We start from the raw sequence: 18,236 nt of genomic DNA, 5'->3' as shown, positions 1-18,236 counted from the left end.
GCTGCGGCCCCCGGACCCGCCGGGGCGGGCCCGACGCCGCGTCGTGGTCCGGCACGCGCCCAGAGGAGCCCCCGTGTCCTTCGATCCCGCCCGACTCGACGCGATCCTGCAGCAGGCCGTCGATCGCTCCGCCGTCCCCGGCCTCAGCGCCGTGGTCGTCGACCGCGACGGCGTCCGCTACGCCGGGCACGCCGGAGCCCTGCGCGCGGACGGGCCCGCCGTCGACGACCGCACGCTCTTCCGCTGGGCGTCGACGACGAAGGCGCTCGCGAGCGTCGCCGCGCTCCAGCTCGTCGAGCAGGGCCGGCTCGGCCTCGACGACGACGCGGCCACCCACGTGCCGGAGATCGGCGCGCTGCAGGTCCTCGAGGGCTTCGACGGCGACGAGCCGCGCCTGCGCCCGCCGTCCCGCACCCCGACGGTCCGCGAGCTGCTCACCCACACCGCGGGCTTCGGCTACCACTTCCTGAACGCCGACCTGCTGCGCTACCTCGAGCTCACGGGCAAGCCGAGCGTCTTCACCGGCCAGAAGGCCGCCCTCACCGACGTCCCGATGGTCCGCGATCCGGGCCAGGCCTGGGAGTACGGGACGAACACCGACTGGCTCGGGCTCGTCGTCGAGGCGGTCAGCGGCCAGACGCTCGGCGCGTACCTGGCCGAGCACGTCCTGGGCCCGCTCGGCGCGGAGGACGTGACGTTCCGCCCGACGGGCGAGCAGCGGTCGCGGACGATGCCGATCCACGCCCGGACGCCGGACGGCGGGCTGCTGGAGATCCCGCTCGACCTCGCGCCCGACCCGGACTGGGAGGCCGGCGGCCACGGCCTCGTCGGCCCGGCGTCGGCGTACGCCAGGTTCCTGCAGTCGATGCTGCGCGACGGCGAGCTCGACGGGGCGCGGCTCCTGCGGCCGGAGACCGTCGCGCTGGCCTTCAGCGACCAGCTCGCCGGGGCCCCGATGCCCACCGACGGCATCCGCTCGGCGGACCCGCAGTTCTCCAACGACGTGCCGCCCTCGCCGGTGCCCGAGAGCTGGGGCCTGGGCTTCCACCTCGTGCACGCCGACGTGCCGGGCATGCGCAGCAGCGGCACGGGGGACTGGGCCGGGCTCTTCAACCTCTACTACTGGATCGACCGGGAGGCCGGCCTCGCCGGCATGGTGCTCACGCAGCTGCTGCCGTTCTTCGACGCGGCCGTCGTCGAGACGTTCCAGGCGCTCGAGGTCGAGAGCTACGCCCAGGCACGCGCCGCGGTGGCGTGAGCCGGGACGCGGGACCGCGGGCGGCGCGGTCCCGGCGGACCGGAGCGGCCCGGAGATAGGGTGATCGGGCCATGTCCGTCGCGGTCGTCACCGACTCCACGCACTACCTGCCCGCTGCCCTGCTGCAGCAGCACGACATCGGGCAGGTGAGCCTCTACGTCAACCGGGGCGGGGCGTCGACGCGCGAGAGCGAGATCGGCGACCTCGACGCGTTCTACGGCGAGCTGCGGGACGTCGCCCAGCTGCCCACGACCTCGCAGCCGTCGGTCGGCGACTTCCTCGCGGTCTACGAGCCGCTGCTCGCCGCCGGCCACGACGTCGTCTCGATCCACCTCGCCGGCGGCATCTCGGGGACCGTCGAGTCCGCCCGCCAGGCCGCTGCCACCGCGACGGCCGACGGCGGCCGGATCGAGGTCCTCGACTCCCGGATGGCGTGCGGCGCGCAGGGCCTCGCCGTCCTCGCCGCCGTCGCGGGCGGCACGCAGGGCACGGACGCCGCGGTGGCCGGGGCGCAGGCGGCGATCGACGCCCTGCGGCGGCGGTTCATCTTCGCGGTCGACACGCTGGAGTACCTGCGGCGCGGCGGCCGGATCGGCACCGCCCAGGCGTGGCTCGGCGGCGCGCTGCGGATCAAGCCGATCCTCACCCTCGACGGGGAGATCACGCCGATCGAGCGCGTGCGGACGTCGAAGCGGTCGTTCGAGCGGATGGTCCAGGTCGCCCGCGACCTCGCCGAGGCGGGCAGCGACGGCTGGTGCGTCCAGCACATCCAGGCGCCCGACGAGGCCGCGCGCCTCGCGGAGGCCGCGCAGGAGGTCATCGGCACGGCTCCGCGCTTCGTCAGCGAGGTCGGCCCCGTGATCGGCTCGCACGTCGGCCCCGGGCTCCTGGGCATCGGCGGCGTGCCGTCGTCGCTCCTGCCGCCGGCGTAGCGCCGGCGGCGGAGTCGGTCAGCGTCGGCGGCGACGACCGGTGAGCACGCCGATCCCGCCGGCGAGCACGAACCCGCCGACGCTCGCGGCGACGAGGACGGCGGTGCGGTGGCGCTGCACCTGCCGGCGCCAGTCCGAGAGCTCGGTGACGTCGGAGCGCAGGAGCTCGATCGAGTTCGAGAGCTCGCGCCGGTGCTCCTCGAGCGAGGCGCGGATCTCCGCGGGGGTCCGGGTGCTCATGGGCGGGGCTCCTGGGTCGACGACGGTGCGGCACCGGCCTCCGGCGACGCGGAGCCGGCGGCCTGGACGCTCTCGCGGATGAGCCGGGCCTCCTCGATCGCCTGGTCGGGGACCGGCGGAGCCCCCTTGCGCACCCACTTGTACGCGAGCAGCCCGCCGACGGCGGCCAGCAGGAACAGGAGGGCGGCCGTCACGAAGTAGCCCCAGTAGATGCTCCCGTTGAAGAGCTCCTGCCCGAGCAGGAACGCGAACCCGTGCAGCAGGAAGAGGCCGCCGAGCGCCACGAAGACGCCGGCGGCGGCGCCGACGGCGACGCCGCGGCCGATGCTGGCGACCTTCTCGGCGACCTCGGCCTTCGCGAGCTCGATCTCGTCGCGGACGATGTGCTGCGTCCGCTCCGTGACGGAGGCGAGGTTCTCGACGACCGACTTGAGGGACGCCTCGCGCGTGGGTGGGGTCATGTCGTCACCGGCGGACAAGGAACCGGAGGGCGATCGCGACCAGGGCGCCGCCGGCGAACGCGGCGGCGACCAGCAGCTCGGGGCGATCGTCGGCGATCGCGTCGGACTGCTGCCCGGTCTGGTGGGCGGGGGTCCCGGCGTCGGCCGGCGCGCCGGCGGACGCGGAGGACCAGGACGGGGCGGCCGGCGGGGCCTGGGGCTCCGCGGCGGCCGCCTCGGCGACCGGCGGGACCTGCGTGCCGGCGACCGACGGGATGGGGGCCTCGGCGGCGGCCGACTCGTCGACCGGCGCGCTCGTGACGCTCGGCGACGGCGCGGCGGCGGCCTCCTCGGCGGCCGCGGCCTCCTCGGCGACCTCGGTGGCGGCGTCCTCGGCGGCGGGGGCCTCGCCGGTCGCGGGCGTCTCGGCGGCGGCCTCCTGGACGGCGGTCGCCTCCTCGGCCGTCGCGGCGGACGGCGGCTCCTCGCTCACGGGCTCGGCGGTCGCCTCGACGTCCTCCTCGGCCGGCGCGTCGTCAGGGACCGCGGAGCCGGCGTCGACGAGCGCGTCGAACTCCGTCGTCGTGGTCGGCGGCGCCGGCTGGTCGGGCGACGGCACCCAGCCGCCGCCCTCGCGGGGCTGCTCGGGCTTCTCGCTCACTCCGGGGGCTCCTCTCCGAACACGCGGCGCCAGATGACGGCGGCGGTCCGCTGGGCGGCGATGCTGGCGACCACGCCGAGGCCGGCGACGAGGCCGGACCAGGCGAGCCGCTTGACGAGCTCGTTCTCCATCGGGGCGATCCTATCCACGATTCGGGTCATGTCCTGTGCGCACGGAGCGACCGCTACCCGCTGTCGGCCCGCGCCGCACGTCGGCGGCGGGCGCGCGCGAGCGCTCAGCGGGCGTCGAGGCCCCCGCAGAGCGTCTCCACGAGGTGCTCGACCGCCCGCCGGCGGTCGTCGGGCTCGGCCGGCATGAGGCCGAAGATCCACGACGTCAGGATCTGCTCGATCCCGCCGTAGAACACGATGCCCGCGAAGCTCGGCGGGATGTCGGGGCGCAGCTCGCCACGCGCCTGGGCGTCCGCGACGATCTGCGCGATCCCGTCGTGGCCGCGCTGGATCGTCGCCCAGTGGCGGCGCCCGAACGTGTTGGCCTGCCGGGTGACCTCGACGATCACCACCTGCATGACGTCGGGGCGGTGGCCGTAGCTCTCGACGATGAACGTCGCGACCTTCGCGAGCTTCTCGCGCGCGGTGAGCTCGGGGTCGGCCTGCGCCTGCTCGATGACCTCGAGCATGAGGCCCCAGCGCTCGAGGAAGACCTCGTCGAGCACCGCGTCCTTGTTCTTGAAGTAGTGGTAGACGAGCCCGTAGGCGACGCCCGCCTCGTCGGCGATGTCCGAGACGCGGCAGTGGTTGAAGCCGCGCTCCGCGAAGACGCGGATCGCGGCGTCGAGGATCGCCCGGCGCTTCTCGAGGTTCGCGGCGGATCGCGTGGCCATCAGGTCCGGGGCTCCTCGGGATCGGGGGGCGCGACGCGTCGCCAGCCGGCGGCCAGGTCGCCGTCGGGACGGCCGGCGAGGGCCGCGGCGACGTCGCCGCGTCGCTGGCGCAGGACGGGCAGCTGCGCACGCACCTCGTCCTGGGCGGCGAGGTCGAGGTCGGCGACCGCCACGCCCTCGTCCTCGTCCTCGAGGCGGGCCAGCACCGTGCCCCACGGGTCGACGATCATCGATCGCCCGCCGGTGCGCACCCGCTCGGCGTGCTGCCCGTGCTGGTTGGCGGCCAGGACGAACGCCCCGTTCTCGATCGCGCGGGCGCGCAGGAGGACCTCCCAGTGCGCCTCGGTCGTGCGCTCGGTGAAGGCGGCGGGCACGCCCAGGACCCGCGCGCCGGCGACGGCGAGCGCGCGATGCAGCTCCGGGAAGCGCAGGTCGTAGCAGACGGTCAGGCCGACGTCGGTCGCGCCGTCGGCGAGCCGGCTGACGACGAGCCGGTCGCCCGCGTCCTCGTCGTCGGACTCGCGGTAGCGGGTCCCGGCGACGTCGGCGTCGAACAGGTGGAGCTTCCCGTAGGTCGCCGCGATCCGGCCGTCGGGCGCGACGTGCACGGCGGTGTTCGCGCTGCGTCCGTCGGGTCGGCGCAGGGCGAGCGACCCGGCCAGCAGGTCGATGCCGAGCTCGCCGGCGGTCGCCCGAGCCCACGCGATCGCCGGGCCGTCGAGCGCCTCGGCGCCCGCGCGCACGTCGCGCGCCGGCCCGAGGAGGGGCCACTTCTCCGGGAGCAGCACGACGTCGGCGCCGTCGGCGGCGGCGCGGCGGACGAGGCGGTCGGCCGCGGCGAGGTTCGCCTCGCGGTCGAGGGTGCTGCGGAGCTGGACGACGGCGGCGCGCATGCGGACCCGGGGACGTCGACCGACTGACTGATCGGTCAATCGACGGGATCCATCCTAGCCGGTGCCGGCGGGGCGGTCGCCGTCGATCGCCCGCGCGATCTCGCGGCGGACGAGCTCGCCGTGGATCGCGCCGACGAGCTCGCGCAGCGGATCGACCGCGCCGAGCATGAGGTCGACGGCGTGGTCGACGTCGAGGTCCTCGTCGACGAGCCGCCGCAGGAAGGTCGTCGTCTCCTCGCGGACGAGCGGACCCAGCGCCTCGTAGTAGCGCAGGACGTCGTAGGCGGTGAAGCCGATCTCCTCGCCGAAGCCGGTGGCGCGGAAGCGCAGGATCGCCTCGACGATCCGCACCTCCTCCGCCGCATAGCCCTCCGTGCCGGGGCCGAGCACGCCGAGCTCGGCGAACTTGTCCAGCAGCGGCGCCGGGACGCCGGTGCGGGCGATCAGCGCGTCGCGCGGCTCGACGTCGAGGTGCCGGCGGACCTCGGGGCGCGCCCGGACGCGGTCGAGGATCTCGCCCTCGCGGGCCAGGAGCCGTCGCGCGTGGGCCTCCCCCTCGCCGCCGAGCAGCTCGCGGATCGCGCGCAGGGGCATGTACCGCTCCTCCTGCAGGCGCTTGACGAGACGGATCCGGTCGACGAACGCCGGCGGGTACCACGCCATGTTCCGCGAGGTCCGCACGACGCCCGGCTCGCCCGGGGCGGGGTCGAGCAGCCCCTCGCGCAGGTAGTGCTTCACCGTCGCCGGGCTGACCCCCGCGCGCTCGGCGAGGTCGGCCATCTTCAGCAGGCCGTCGGTGTCGGTCGGGGTCGCCATCGCCTCGTCGGCGAGGGTACAACCCGAGCGCGAGCGAGAGGTGCCACCTCCTACTTCCCGTCACGCGCCGACGGGCCGCCCGCGACCCCCTGGGTTGTCGATAAGCGGCAGAACACGACCACCTGGATCTCGCCCCGAGCCCCAGGTGTCGCGCCTTATCGCCCGCGGGCACGGCGATCCGGCGGCTCGGCCCCCGCGTGGGCCCACCGGACGGGATTCTGACGCGTCGCCACGACCCGCGGCGCTCCCGCCGGCGTCCCGAGCGGTCCCGGAACGGACACGGGACGCCTGGCGGCGACGCGCGGCGCGAGGACGGCCGCGGCGGGATCCGACCGTCGCGAGGGACGCGAAAAGGGCATCCGCGTCCGCAGCCGGGCGACGCCGAGAGCGCCCTCGCGCCGCGCGTCCCACCCTCGCAGCGCCCAGACGGCCGTCCCCCGGGGGAGGGCGCGCCGCCACGGCGGGATGCGGGGCGCGGACGCCCTGCGGCGTCCCGTGAACGGGGCCGGGGAGGCCTCCGCCGGCGGGAGCGGCGACCCCCGGCCACCGATCCGCGACGGGCGGCGCTCCCGCCGCGGGGCGCGGCACGGACGGCCGCGAGGAGCGCAGCTAGGGTCCGCGCGAGGGCGACCGCGAGGGTCCGGGTCCGGCGCGCGGCACGCGCGGACGAGCGACGGCGCGCCGCGCCGCGCGCGGCGGCGCCAGCGCCGGCGCCCGCGACCACCGACGGGTGGCCGGGCGGCCGGGCGCGCCGCCGGCCGCCCGGCCGCGGCCCCGTGCGTGGCAGGGCGCGCGCTGGTGGCCGCGCCCGTGCTCGCGTGCGTGCGGGGACGTCGGCGAGACCGCACGCGGGTCCGGGCGGCGATCCGACCGTCCGCGCGGGGACGCGAGCGGGACGACGACCGCGACTCCGGGGGCGCGACCGGCCGCCCGGCGGCCGGACCGGGCGGTCGACGGGGCGCACGCGCCACGGGGCGCGCGACCGTGCGGCCGGCGGCGTCGCCGCGCGACCGGCGCACCGGGCGGCCGCCCGGACCCCGGGCCGGTCGCGTGGAGCGCCGAGGGGTGGACCGCGACGCCGGCCGGCCGGCCGCACGGGCGGCCGCCCGGTCCGACGACCGCCCGGCCGACCGGAGGGCGGACCGGCCCGACGACCGGCGCGGCGCGCGAACGGACGTCCGCGGGAACGACCGCCCGACGGACCGGCCGGCGGCGCGCAGCGACGGCCGCCCGAGGCGACGCCCGACCGCGGGGCCGCGGGCGCGACCGGCGGGACCGACGGCCGGGGAGGCGATCGCGCGATCGCCGGGAAGGAGGTGCGACGCCGAGGACGAACTCCCCCACGACCAGGGTCCGGGCGCGCGGAGGTCCGTCGCCCCCGCCCTTCGCCCCGACCATGAGGACGCACACCCGATGACCCGCGTGATCGCCGTCGCCAACCAGAAGGGCGGCGCCGGCAAGAGCACCGTGACCGTGAACCTCGCGGTCGCCCTCGGCCAGGCCGGCCGCTCGACCCTCGTGGTCGACGTCGACCCGCAGTTCGACTCGACCGCGATGCTCGGCCACGCCCCCGAGGAGGCACCGGCGACGATCGCCGACGTGTTCCTCGGCGAGGCCGAGGCCGCCGACGCCCTGCTGCGCGACGCCGCGCCGGGGGTCGACCTCCTCGCCGGCGACGGCCGGATGGCCGACGTCGAGCTGACCCTCGTCTCGCAGGTCCGGCGGGAGGAGTTCCTCGCCGAGGCCCTGCACGAGGTCGTGGGCACCTACGACGTCGTGCTGCTCGACTGCCCGCCGAACCTCGGCCTCCTGACGGTCAACGCCTTCCTCGCCGCCGACGAGGTGCTCGTACCGATCTCGATGATCGACCGCAACGCCTACAAGGGCGCCGCGACCCTGCTGCGGACGCTCGCGACGCTGCGCCGCCGGCGCGTCGACGTCGCGACGCTCGGCCTGCTGCGCAACAACGTCGATCCGCGCCGCAACACGTACCAGACGCTGAACGACGCGCTCCCCGCGCTCGACGCGCCGCTCCTGGACGCCGAGATCCCGATGCGCTCGGGCTTCCACGACGCGACGACCGAGGGCATCCCGCTCGTCCTGCGCAAGCCCGACGGCCGTGCCGCCCAGGCCTTCCGCGAGCTCGCCCGGGAGATCGAGGCGCGCAGCGTCGCGCCGACCGCGACCCTGGCGGAGGTGGCGTGATGGCGCGCCTGAAGCTCTCCCCCAGCGGCCTGCGCGGCCCGCTGGACCTCGTGGCCGAGCCCGACGTCCCGGCCGTCGAGCCCGAGGCGCCGCGGATCGCCGTCGTGCCGTCCGCGAAGCCGAAGGCCACGCGGCGGCCGACGATCGTGGCGCCGATCGCCGACGAGGCGCCGGCCGCCCCCGCGCCGGCGGAGCCGGCCCCCGAGCCGACGACGCCCGAAGCCGCGACCCCGGCGACGACCGCCCCCGAGGCCGCGGTGCCGGAGCCGGCCGCACCCGAGCCGGTCGCCCCGGCGACGCCCGCCTCCCCCGGCGACCTGCCGGCGTGGGCGGCGGGCCTCGGCCGGGAGGCGCTGCAGCCCGGGCGCCTCCTCGGCCGGCCGAAGCAGACCGCGCTGATCCTCGATCGCGAGCTGTCGGCCCGCGCCGACGCGCTCGTCGCCGCCACCGGGCCGCGGGTGACGTTCGCCGCCCTCGTCACGGCGGTGCTGCACTTCCACCTCCCGGCCGACGGCGGTGACGCGGCCCGGACGATCGGCGCCTACCGGCGCCGGCGGCTCGAGTCGCTCGAGCAGCCGTGGGAGGAGCGCAACGCGCGGATCCCGGAGGCGCTGCGCGACGGCCTCGACGACGTCGTCGCCGGCGCGACGGGCAAGGTCGCGGCGGTCCGCCGATCGACCCTCGTGAACGCGCTGCTCGACGCGCACCTCCCGTCCGACGCCGACGACGCCGCGCGCCTCGTCACCCGGATGGAGATGGTCCGCGGCGGCGCCTTCCTCGAACTCTGAGGGAGAAGGGGGAGGGCCCCAGCCCGCGCGTCGGCCGTCACGACGCGTGGGCACGGTTCGGCCGGGCGCGGACGTCCCGCCGTGACCGCCGGGGCTTCTGGGGGCGGGCCCCCAGCCCGCGCATCGGCCGTCACGACGCGTGGGCACGGTTCGGCCGGGCGCGGACGTCCCGCCGGGGCCCCAGGGGACCCGTCCACCGCGGGAGCACGTCGCAAGCGCCGCCCTCCGGGCGGCGCTTCGCGGCTCAGCGGCCGCGCCACTCCGGGTCGCGCTTCTCGAAGAACGCCCGCACGCCCTCCTGGATGTCCTCGGTCGAGAACGCGAGCGCGAGCTGGCCGCGCAGGAAGTCCAGCGCGTCGTCGAGCCCCTGGTCCATCGAGCGGCTGATCGCGTCCTTGCCCAGGCCCATGAGCAGCGGCGAGCTCGCCGCGAGCTTCGTCGCCCAGGCGTCGACCGCCGCGTCGAGCTCGCTCGCCGGGACCACGCGGTTCACGATCCCGATCCGCTCCGCCTCGGCCGCCGAGACGCGCTCGCCCAGCAGCAGCAGCTCGGTGGCCTTCTTGCGCCCGACGTTGCGGAAGATCAGCGCCATGATCATGAACGGGAAGACCCCGACGTTGATCTCCGGGGTGCCGAACTGGACGTCCTCGTGGGCGACGATGAGGTCGCACGCCAGCGCCAGCCCGAGCGCCCCGGCGAGCACGTGCCCGTTCGCCCGGCAGATCGTCGGCTTGCGCAGGTCGAGGATCAGCCGGAACAGCCGCGGGAAGCGGTCGATCGACCGGTACTTGTGCACGAGCGGCAGCTGCTCGGCGAACCCCGCGAGGTTGCCGCCGGCCGAGAAGACCTTCTCGTGCGTCGAGGTCAGGACGACGACCCGCACCTCCTCGTCGTCGCGCGCCCGCTCGAACGCCGCGATCAGCGCGTCGAGCAGCTCGTCGGACAGCGCGTTGCGCGTCTCGGGCTGATCGAGCGCGATCGTCGCGACCCCGTCGGCGACGACGTAGCGCACCGGCTCCTGCGTGGTCTGGCTCTCGGACACGGCTCCCCCTCTGGGCCTGGAACGACGGACGTCGCGGCGATCCTCGCGCATTCGCGTCCCGGCGAACGGTGCGTACGCCACCGACCGTCCCGCCGGAGGAGGGGAATCCACCACGCGAGGCAGGCGACGCTACCTCCTACTTCGAGATGCGCCGCGAGCGGGCGCCTCGCGCATGCGGGGGATCGTCCGCGCGTGGCGCATCTCGAAGTAGGAGGTAGCACCTGCTACTTTCCCGTTCGGGGACGGGCCGACCGGCACCGCGCCCCGACACCGGCGCCGCGGGGAGACGCGCGCCGGTGCGCCGTTCCGAGGAGAGAGAGCACCGCGTGGCCACCGAGCAGGTCCCGAAGCCCGACCATGCCGCCCCCGGGCGGCATCCGATCTTCACCGACGAGCACGAGGCCATGCGGCTGGAGATCCGCCGGTTCGTGGAGACCGAGCTCGCCCCGCACGCCGACGAGTGGGAGGAGACGACCTTCCCCGACTCGGTCTTCCGGCGCCTGGGCGAGCTCGGGTTCCTCGGCCTCTCCTACCCCGAGGAGTACGGCGGCCAGGGCGGCGACTACGCCTACAACCTCGTCTTCGCGGAGGAGCTCGCGCGCTCCCATTCCGGCGGCCTCGTGATGGGCGTCGCCGTCCACACCGACATGGCGAACCCGCCGATCCGGATGCTCGGCACGCACGAGCAGAAGCTCCGGTACCTCGTGCCCGCGATGCGGGGCGAGAAGATCGCCTGCCTCGGCATCACGGAGCCCGACGCCGGCTCCGACGTCGCGGGCATCAAGACGACCGCGGTGCGCGACGGCGACGCGTTCGTCGTCAACGGCTCGAAGGTCTTCATCACCAACGGCCACCGCGCCGACTACATCGTCCTCGTGACGAAGACCGATCCCGACGCCGGCTACGGCGGGTTCAGCCTCTTCATCGTCGACATGGACTCCCCCGGGATCGTCCGCGAGAGGCGGCTCGAGAAGGCCGGGATGCACGCCTCCGACACGGCGCTGCTGTCGTTCACCGACGTCCGCGTGCCCGCCGAGAACCTGCTCGGCGAGGAGGGCAAGGGCTTCTACCACATCATGTGGGAGCTCCAGGGCGAGCGCCTGATCGGTGCCGTCGGGGCCGTCGCGTCGGCCGACCTGCTCATCGAGCGGACGCTGCGCTACGCCCAGGAGCGCCAGGCGTTCGGCCGCCCGATCGGCAAGTTCCAGGGCATCCGCTGGAAGTTCGCCGAGATGGCCACCCGCGTGGAGGCCGCCCGGCAGCTGAACTACGAGACCGCACGGCGGGTCATGGCCGGCGAGTACCCGGTCCGCGAGATCTCGATGGCGAAGCTCTACGCCAGCCGGATCGCCTGCGAGGTCGCCGACGAGTGCCTGCAGATCCACGGCGGCAACGGCTACATGCGGGAGTACGGCATCGAGCGGGCCTGGCGCGACCTGCGCCTGAACCGGATCGGCGCCGGCACGGACGAGACGCTGCTCGAGTACATCGGGCGCTCCTACGGGATCTGAGGGACGACGATGAGCACGACCGACAGCCGCTCCCCGGGAGCGAGCGGGGACGCGAATCCGGCGTCGACGGGGCTCGTGGGGCAGGGCCGCGGCCCGGCGGGCTGGGACCACCTCTTCGGCGAGGAGCACCATGCGCTGCGCCGATCGATCCGCGACTGGGTCACGCGCGAGCTGCGCCCGCACGTTCAGGCGTGGGAGGACGCCGAGTGGGTGCCCTCCTCCGTCTTCCGCCGCCTCGGCGAGACGGGCTTCGCCGCCACCCCGTACCCCGTCGAGCTGGGCGGGCAGGGCGGCGACCACCTGACGGACGCGATCTGGACCGAGGAGATCGCCCGCTCGGGCTCCGGCGGCCTCGCCGCGGCGCTCAGCGCGCCGACGACGATCGCCACGCCGCCGATCCTGAAGTTCGGCACGCCCGAGCAGCAGGAGCGGTGGGTGCCGCCGGTCCTGCGCGGCGAGCGCGTCGCGGCGCTCGCCATCACCGAGCCGGGGACCGGGAGCGACGTCGCCGGCATCCTGACCCGCGCCGAGCGGGTCGAGGGCGGCTTCCGGGTCAACGGCGAGAAGTGCTTCATCACCGGCGGCGTGCGCGCGCAGCACTACGTCACCGCGGTGAGGACGACGCAGGACGGCGGCCACGACGGGATCTCGTTCCTCGTCGTCGAACGCGGGCCGGAGCCCGAGGGGGCCGAGGACGATCCGGCGCTGCTCGGGGCCGACCGCGGCGACGGGATCAGCGCGAGCCCGATCGAGAAACTCGGCTGGCACGCCTCCGACACCGCCCTCGTGAGCTTCCAGGACGTCTTCGTGCCCGAGGACCACCTGCTCGGCGAGCTCCACGGCGGCTTCAAGCTCATCATGGCCAACTTCGGCTGGGAGCGGCTCTCGATGGCGCTCGGCGCGGTGGCCGGCATGGACCTCGCGTTCGAGCAGACCTGCGCCTACGTCGCGCAGCGGCGCGCGTTCGGCCGCCGGATCGCCGACTTCCAGGGCACCCGCTGGGCGCTGGCCGAGATCGGGATGGAGATCGAGGCGGCGCGCAGCCTGACCTACGAGACGCTGCGCCGGCACGTCGCGGGCGAGCAGGTGATCCGCGAGGTCTCGATGGCGAAGCTCCAGACCCAGCGGACCGCCGTCGACGTCATCGACCGCTGCCTGCAGCTGCACGGCGGCGCCGGCTACACGAAGGAGCAGGGCCTCGAGCGCGCCTGGCGCGACGCGCGCCTGGGCCCGATCGGCGGCGGCACCGACGAGATCATGAAGGACGTCATCGGTCGGCTCATGGGCTGCTGAGCGTCCGCCGCCGCCGCGGCACCCTCTCACGCGATGCTCATGCTCGCCGCGGCGCCACGGCCCTACGATCCAGGCCGTGTCCCCCGCTCGATCGCTCCTCCCCCTGCTGCTCGGCGCGCTGCTCGCGGCCCCGGCCGCCGCCGACGCCCGGCCGCCCGGGTCGTGGACCGCGGTGCGCAGCGACGCCTTCACCCACTACGCCTGCGTCGAGCGCCACCGCACCGACGGCCCGTGGTGGGTGCGCACGACGTCCGAGGCCACGCGGTCGTCCGGGCGTCGGGCCGTCGCGAACGGCATCGGGGTCTGGACCGTGATCACCCGGGGCAGCGACCGCAACCAGGTCTCGACGCAGTCGCGCGACGGCTGGTCCGACGGCCGCCTGCGGACGACGCTGCGCAAGGCGCGCAGCACCGACCGTCTCTGGATGCAGGGCGCCTACTACGGGCCGACCGAGCCCTGGCGGGACGGCATCCGGGTCGGGCGCCTCGCCGCCTGCGACTGACCGGCGCCGCGGTCGGGCGGAGCATAGGATCGCGCCACCGCGGGTCCGCCGCGGGCGACGACGGAAGGAACGGCATGGGCGTCCTCGACGGCAAGGTGGCGATCGTCACGGGCTCCGCCCGCGGCATCGGACGGGCGACGGCGGAGCTCCTCGTGGGCCACGGCGCCCGGGTGGTCGTCAACGACCTCGACCGCGACGCGGCGCAGGAGGCGGCCGACGACATCGGCGGCGAGACGACGATCTTCGCCGGCGACCTCACGAAGGACGGCGCGCCGGACGCGCTCGTCGCCCACGCGATCGACACGTGGGGGCAGCTCGACGTCGTCGTGAACAACGCCGGCTACACGCTCGACGCCGCCGCCCACCGGATCAGCGACGACTGGTGGCAGCGGATGCTCGACATCCACGTCACCGTCCCGTTCCGGGTGCTCCGCGCCGCTGCCCCGCACCTGCGCGAGCCGGCCAAGCGCGAGCGCGCCGAGGGCCTCGAGGTCTTCCGCAAGGTCGTGAACGTCAGCTCGATGTCCGGCACGATGGGCAATGCCGGGCAGGCGAACTACGCTGCCGGCAAGGCCGCCGTCGTCGGCCTGACGAAGACGCTGGCCAAGGAGTGGGGCCAGTTCAAGGTCAACGTCAACGCGGTCGCCTTCGGCTGGATCGAGACGCGCCTCACCGCCGCGAAGGACGCCGCCAACGTCACCGAGATCGACGGCCAGCAGGTCCAGCTCGGCATCCCGGAGGAGCTGCGCGAGGCCGCGCCGCTGCTCGTGCCGCTCGGCCGCCCCGGCACGCCCGAGGAGGCCGCCGGCGCGATCTTCTTCCTCTGCTCGCCGTGGTCGAACTACGTCCACGGCCAGACGCTGCACGTCACGGGCGGCCAGCTCGGCGGCATGACCGGCTGAGTCCGGCGCGCTCAGCGCGGCGTCGCGCCGCCCGAGACCGGCGCGGCCTCGACCGCGCCCGGCGCGGCGCCGCCGGAGGTCGCCGCCGGGCCTCCGGGCGCGTCGGCGACCGGCTTCGTCGACGCCGCCGCGGCCGCGAGCGTCGTGCGCCGCCCGGGCCGGTCCACCCGCAGCGCGTAGGGGATCGCGCCGCCGCCGTCGCACGCGCGACCGGCCGCGCAGCGCAGCGCGATCACGAGCCGCCCCGTCGGGACGCGAACCCGGACGCCGACCTCGCGCCCGTCGTCGACGGTGCGCCACCGCACCGGCGCCGCCGGCCCGGCGGCCGTCGCGACGCCGAGGCCGAGCGCCCGGTGGTCGACCTCGCCGCGGTGGCGCAGGCGGACCGTGACGGTCGCGCCGCGGCGCACGCGCACGACGAGGACGTCCACGTCGCGGTGCGCCGGCGGGCCGAGCACGATCTGCCCGGCGACGGTGCGGTCGACGGCGAGCCGCTCGGCGGTCGCCGGCGTCTCGTTGCCGCGGTCGGGCTCCAGCAGGTCGATGCCGGCCGTCGAGGCGCTCGCGCCGACGGGCACGGCGAGGCCCAGCAGCACGGAGACGATGGCGGCGCGGCGCAGCATGCCGGCAGCCTCGCCGGTCCCCGGGGCCGCAGCCGTGACCGCCGCCGGGCCACGGGTGAGGCATCGGTCACGCCCGCCCCGGGGCACGCCGCGACCCTGGGCGCCGAGGTCGTCCGGCGGACGACGGGAGAGATCGGCCATGCGCGGTGGTTCGCCGCCACGCCGTCGTGCTCCTCGCCCGGCGGGACCGGCGAACGGGCCCTTGCAGCACGGGCGACGCGTTGCAGCCCGGGCGTCCCGCCCCCACCCGTGCCTCGGCGGCTCGGGAGCGGCCCGGGCGGGGCCCGGTCCACCCGTGCCTCGGTGCCCGAGGCATCGCCGGCTCGCCGGGCGACGACGGGCCCGGCCGCGCCCGCCCCGCGTCGATCCTCCGTCGACGTCCCGCGCGGGTCGGGGCCGTACGGGCGTCCAGGCGGGTGCCCTCGCGCTGTTCGACCGGCCGGCCCGGGCCGATCGCTGCCCCATCACCCCGCGACCGGAAGGAGCCACCCGCGATGCACCACCGACTGGCCTGGGCCGCCGCCACGGCCGCCTACGTCGCGCTCTGGCGGGCCGCGTACCGCAACGTCGTCGCCGCCCCGGCCGCGCCGCTGCGCCTGCCCCGCTGATCCTGCGCCCGTCGCGCGTCCCCGTCCGGCCGTCGGTCGGGGGCCCGCGCCGCGGTCAGTCGCGCGCCTGACCGAGCGACCGCCCGACCGCGTCCCGCCAGCCGGCGTGGAGCTCCTCCGCGCGATCGCGCGACATCGTCGGCTCGTAGGTCGTCGCGGCGCGCCAGGTGCGGGTGACCTCGCGCTGGTTCCAGCGCCCCACCCCCACGCCGGCCATGAACGCCGCACCGAGCGCGGTCGTCTCGTGGATCGCCGGCACGACCACCGGCACGCCGAGCAGGTCGGCCTGGAACCGCATGAGCCAGCGGTTCGCGGTCGCACCGCCGTCGGCCTTCAGGACCCGCAGCGGCTGCGCCGCGACGGACTCCATCGCCCGCACCGCGTCGAGGGTCTGGAAGCCGATCGCCTCGAGCGTCGCGCGCGCGAGGTGCGCCCGCGTCGTGCCGCGCGTCAGCCCGGTGATCGTCCCGCGGGCGTAGGGATCCCAGTGCGGCGCGCCGAGCCCCGCGAACGCCGGCACGAGGTAGACGCCGTCGTTGCCCTCGAGCGAGTCGGCGAGCGGCTCGGTCTCCGCGGCGCTCGAGATGATCCCGAGCCCGTCGCGCAGCCACTGGACGGCGGCGCCGGTCGCGAAGACCGACGCCTCGTAGGCGAACATCCGCCGCTGCCCGATCTGCCAGCCGACCGTCCGCAGCAGGCCCTCGTGCTCGGCCGGCGGGGCGTCGCCCGCGTTGAGCAGCACGAACGAGCCGGTGCCGTAGGTGTTCTTGCCCTCCCCCGGGTCCAGGCACGCCTGGCCGTACAGCGCGGCCTGCTGGTCCCCCGCCACGCCGCCGACCGGGCAGGTCGCGTCGCCCAGGACGCCCGGGCGCACGGTCCCGAAGCCCCCGATCGAGGGTCGGACCTCCGGGAGCGCCCGGAGCGGCACGCCGAGCAGCGCGCAGAGCTCGTCGTCCCAGTCGCCGGCCTCCAGCCCGTAGAGCATCGTCCGCGACGCGTTGGACGGGTCGGTGACGTGCTCGCCGGTCAGCCGGAAGAGCAGCCACGAGTCGATCGTCCCGAAGACCGCGGTGCCCCGCTCGGCGCGCTCGCGCAGCTCCGGCGCGTGCTCGAGCAGCCAGGCGATCTTCGTGCCGGAGAAGTACGGGTCCAGCACGAGGCCGGTCCGCTCGCGGATGAGCTGCTCGTGCCCGGCCTCGCGCAGCCGCGCGCACATGGCGGCGGTCCGGCGGTCCTGCCAGACGATCGCCCGGTGCAGCGGCTCGCCGGTTGCGGGGTCCCACGCGCAGACGGTCTCGCGCTGGTTCGTGATCCCGATCGCCTGGAGGTCGGCGGGGGCGATCCCCGCGTCGTCGCAGGCTTCGAGCGCGACGCGGCGGGTGACCTCCCAGATCTCGGCCGCGTCGTGCTCGACCCACCCCGGTCGCGGGAAGTGCTGGGAGAACTCGCGGTAGCCCCGGCCGACGAGGTCGCCCTCGCCGTCGACCACGAGGCAGGTCGTGCCCGTCGTCCCCTGGTCGATCGCGAGGATCACGTCGTCGCTCCGGCGCTCTCGGGCTCGAGCCCGTCGGCGGTCGTCGTCTCGTCGCTCGTGGCCGCGGCGGCGTCGCGGCGGTCCGGTCGGTGCGCGGCGCCCTCGGGGAGCACGTCGGCCAGGAACGCGCCGACGCGCCGGGTCGCGTCGCGGCCCTCGGGCAGGTTGCCCCACATCGGCGGGACGTGCGGGACGTGCGCGAAGAGCTGCAGCTCGACCGGGACGCCGTTGCGGGCCAGCGCGTCGGCGACGCGGCGGGCGTCGTCGCGCAGGACCTCGGTCGAGCCCGCCTGGACGAGGGTCGGCGGCAGCCGGGCCTGGAGCGCGTCGGGGCCGAACAGCGGCGAGCAGCGCCAGTCGGCCGCGTCGAGGCCGGCGCACGCCACCCGGGCGCAGCGCCAGAGCGCGATCTCCGGGATGAACGGGTCGATCCCGTCGTTCGCGCGGACCGAGGGTCCGCTCATCGTCAGGTCGCTCCACGGCGAGAGCAGCACGAGGCCCGCGGGCATCGGCAGGCCCGCCTCGGCGGCGTGCAGCAGCAGGCCGTGCGCGAGGTTGCCGCCCGCGGAGTCGCCGGCGACGACGATCCGCTCCGGGGCGACCCGCTCCAGCAGCGCCCGGTAGACGACGAGGGCGTCCTCGATCGGCGCCGGCAGCGTCGCCACCGGCGGCAGCCGGTAGTCGGGGACGAGCACCGGGATGCCCAGGGCGTCGGAGAGCTGCGACGTCAGGACGCGGTGCGTGCGCGGTGAGCCGAAGACGTAGCCGCCGCCGTGCAGGTAGAGCAGCACCGGCTCGTCGTCGGTGCGCCGGGCGATCGCCCGCGGGCCGCGGACCCACTCGACCGGGACGCCGCCGATCGCCGTCACGTCGACCTGGCTGCCCTCCTTCGTGCGGATCCGGCGCCCGCGCGGCTCGCTGATCCGCTGGAGCCAGAGGACGCCGCGCGGCGTCATCCGCCAGCTCGCCGCCAGCGGGCGCATGACCCGCCGCAGTCGCCGCTCGAAGGCGAGCGTCTCGGGCCCGGGCGGGCCCAGCTCGCGGACGACCGGCGACCGGGGCGACGCAGCGACCATGGCGGGAGCCTATGGGGTGGCCGCGACCCACCCGCCACGCCGCGTCCGGGCCGGCGATCCGCGAGGAT

19 protein-coding genes are annotated in these 18,236 nt (G+C 76.1%); 8 read left to right on the top strand and 11 right to left on the bottom strand.

Going from position 1 to position 18,236, the window contains the following annotated elements; genetic code table 11:
- The first annotated feature begins 73 nt into the window (after window positions 1–73).
- Both SK069_RS15315 and SK069_RS15310 read left to right on the top strand, forming a co-directional pair.
- Window positions 74–1,258 carry a serine hydrolase domain-containing protein gene (locus SK069_RS15315; RefSeq protein WP_319955116.1) on the top strand — a complete coding sequence of 395 codons (1,185 nt, stop codon included), beginning with the start codon at window positions 74–76 and terminating at the stop codon, window positions 1,256–1,258.
- 71 nt (window positions 1,259–1,329) lie between these two features.
- Window positions 1,330–2,190, top strand: coding sequence for a DegV family protein (locus tag SK069_RS15310; protein ID WP_319955115.1), 861 nt, complete (start codon window positions 1,330–1,332; stop codon window positions 2,188–2,190).
- A gap of 18 nt (window positions 2,191–2,208) precedes the next feature.
- Here SK069_RS15310 and SK069_RS15305 read toward each other — a convergent pair whose 3' ends face one another.
- The 7 genes from SK069_RS15305 to SK069_RS15275 all read right to left on the bottom strand — a co-directional run bounded on the left by SK069_RS15305 (window position 2,209) and on the right by SK069_RS15275 (window position 6,084).
- Window positions 2,209–2,430 (bottom strand): DUF3618 domain-containing protein, encoded by a 222-nt coding sequence (locus SK069_RS15305; protein WP_319955114.1) that lies wholly within the window; start codon window positions 2,428–2,430, stop codon window positions 2,209–2,211.
- Window positions 2,427–2,891: a phage holin family protein gene (locus SK069_RS15300; RefSeq protein WP_319955113.1), complete on the bottom strand. Its 465-nt coding sequence runs from the start codon at window positions 2,889–2,891 to the stop codon at window positions 2,427–2,429. The genes SK069_RS15305 and SK069_RS15300 overlap by 4 nt, the downstream gene beginning before the upstream one ends.
- A gap of 4 nt (window positions 2,892–2,895) precedes the next feature.
- Window positions 2,896–3,531, bottom strand: a complete 636-nt coding sequence (locus SK069_RS15295; protein WP_319955112.1) for a hypothetical protein — start codon at window positions 3,529–3,531, stop codon at window positions 2,896–2,898.
- Window positions 3,528–3,662 carry a hypothetical protein gene (locus SK069_RS15290; protein WP_319955111.1) on the bottom strand — a complete coding sequence of 45 codons (135 nt, stop codon included), beginning with the start codon at window positions 3,660–3,662 and terminating at the stop codon, window positions 3,528–3,530. The genes SK069_RS15295 and SK069_RS15290 overlap by 4 nt, the downstream gene beginning before the upstream one ends.
- Window positions 3,663–3,766: 104 nt before the next feature.
- Window positions 3,767–4,375: a TetR/AcrR family transcriptional regulator gene (locus SK069_RS15285; protein ID WP_319955110.1), complete on the bottom strand. Its 609-nt coding sequence runs from the start codon at window positions 4,373–4,375 to the stop codon at window positions 3,767–3,769.
- A complete protein-coding gene (locus tag SK069_RS15280) occupies window positions 4,375–5,268 on the bottom strand; it encodes a carbon-nitrogen hydrolase family protein (RefSeq protein ID WP_319955109.1) in 894 nt (297 codons plus the stop codon). The genes SK069_RS15285 and SK069_RS15280 overlap by 1 nt, the downstream gene beginning before the upstream one ends.
- Window positions 5,269–5,322: 54 nt before the next feature.
- Complete coding sequence (locus tag SK069_RS15275; RefSeq protein WP_319955108.1) at window positions 5,323–6,084, bottom strand: MerR family transcriptional regulator; 762 nt, start codon at window positions 6,082–6,084, stop codon at window positions 5,323–5,325.
- Between the two features lie 1,413 nt (window positions 6,085–7,497).
- Between SK069_RS15275 and SK069_RS15270 the strand changes: the two genes are divergently transcribed.
- Together SK069_RS15270 and SK069_RS15265 are read left to right on the top strand one after the other, a co-directional pair.
- Window positions 7,498–8,289, top strand: coding sequence for a ParA family protein (locus SK069_RS15270; RefSeq protein ID WP_319955107.1), 792 nt, complete (start codon window positions 7,498–7,500; stop codon window positions 8,287–8,289).
- Window positions 8,289–9,077, top strand: a complete 789-nt coding sequence (locus SK069_RS15265; RefSeq protein ID WP_319955106.1) for a hypothetical protein — start codon at window positions 8,289–8,291, stop codon at window positions 9,075–9,077. The genes SK069_RS15270 and SK069_RS15265 overlap by 1 nt, the downstream gene beginning before the upstream one ends.
- A 244-nt stretch (window positions 9,078–9,321) precedes the next feature.
- Here SK069_RS15265 and SK069_RS15260 read toward each other — a convergent pair whose 3' ends face one another.
- Window positions 9,322–10,119: an enoyl-CoA hydratase/isomerase family protein gene (locus tag SK069_RS15260; protein WP_319955105.1), complete on the bottom strand. Its 798-nt coding sequence runs from the start codon at window positions 10,117–10,119 to the stop codon at window positions 9,322–9,324.
- Between the two features lie 326 nt (window positions 10,120–10,445).
- Between SK069_RS15260 and SK069_RS15255 the strand changes: the two genes are divergently transcribed.
- The 4 genes from SK069_RS15255 to SK069_RS15240 all read left to right on the top strand — a co-directional run bounded on the left by SK069_RS15255 (window position 10,446) and on the right by SK069_RS15240 (window position 14,327).
- Entirely contained in the window at window positions 10,446–11,630 is a 1,185-nt protein-coding gene (locus tag SK069_RS15255; RefSeq protein ID WP_319955104.1) for an acyl-CoA dehydrogenase family protein, read from the top strand.
- A gap of 9 nt (window positions 11,631–11,639) precedes the next feature.
- Complete coding sequence (locus SK069_RS15250) at window positions 11,640–12,923, top strand: acyl-CoA dehydrogenase family protein (protein ID WP_319955103.1); 1,284 nt, start codon at window positions 11,640–11,642, stop codon at window positions 12,921–12,923.
- 76 nt (window positions 12,924–12,999) lie between these two features.
- Window positions 13,000–13,425: a hypothetical protein gene (locus SK069_RS15245; protein WP_319955102.1), complete on the top strand. Its 426-nt coding sequence runs from the start codon at window positions 13,000–13,002 to the stop codon at window positions 13,423–13,425.
- 74 nt (window positions 13,426–13,499) lie between these two features.
- On the top strand, window positions 13,500–14,327 hold the full coding sequence (locus SK069_RS15240) for an SDR family NAD(P)-dependent oxidoreductase (RefSeq protein ID WP_319955101.1): 828 nt from the start codon (window positions 13,500–13,502) through the stop codon (window positions 14,325–14,327).
- An 11-nt stretch (window positions 14,328–14,338) separates the two neighbouring features.
- On the opposite strand, the gene SK069_RS15235 is transcribed toward SK069_RS15240, so the two are convergent.
- From SK069_RS15235 to SK069_RS15225, 3 genes are all read right to left on the bottom strand, one after another.
- Window positions 14,339–14,950, bottom strand: a complete 612-nt coding sequence (locus SK069_RS15235; protein WP_319955100.1) for a hypothetical protein — start codon at window positions 14,948–14,950, stop codon at window positions 14,339–14,341.
- Between the two features lie 663 nt (window positions 14,951–15,613).
- Entirely contained in the window at window positions 15,614–17,092 is a 1,479-nt protein-coding gene (gene glpK / locus SK069_RS15230; protein ID WP_319955099.1) for a glycerol kinase GlpK, read from the bottom strand.
- The gene (locus tag SK069_RS15225) at window positions 17,089–18,168 is read right to left on the bottom strand and encodes an alpha/beta hydrolase (RefSeq protein ID WP_319955098.1); all 1,080 of its coding nucleotides are present in this window, start codon (window positions 18,166–18,168) and stop codon (window positions 17,089–17,091) included. The genes glpK and SK069_RS15225 overlap by 4 nt, the downstream gene beginning before the upstream one ends.
- Window positions 18,169–18,236: the final 68 nt, after the last annotated feature.

Source organism: Patulibacter brassicae (assembly GCF_033949425.1).
GTDB classification, from domain to species: domain Bacteria; phylum Actinomycetota; class Thermoleophilia; order Solirubrobacterales; family Solirubrobacteraceae; genus Patulibacter; species Patulibacter brassicae.
This window is presented reverse-complemented; position numbering and strand designations above follow the sequence as displayed.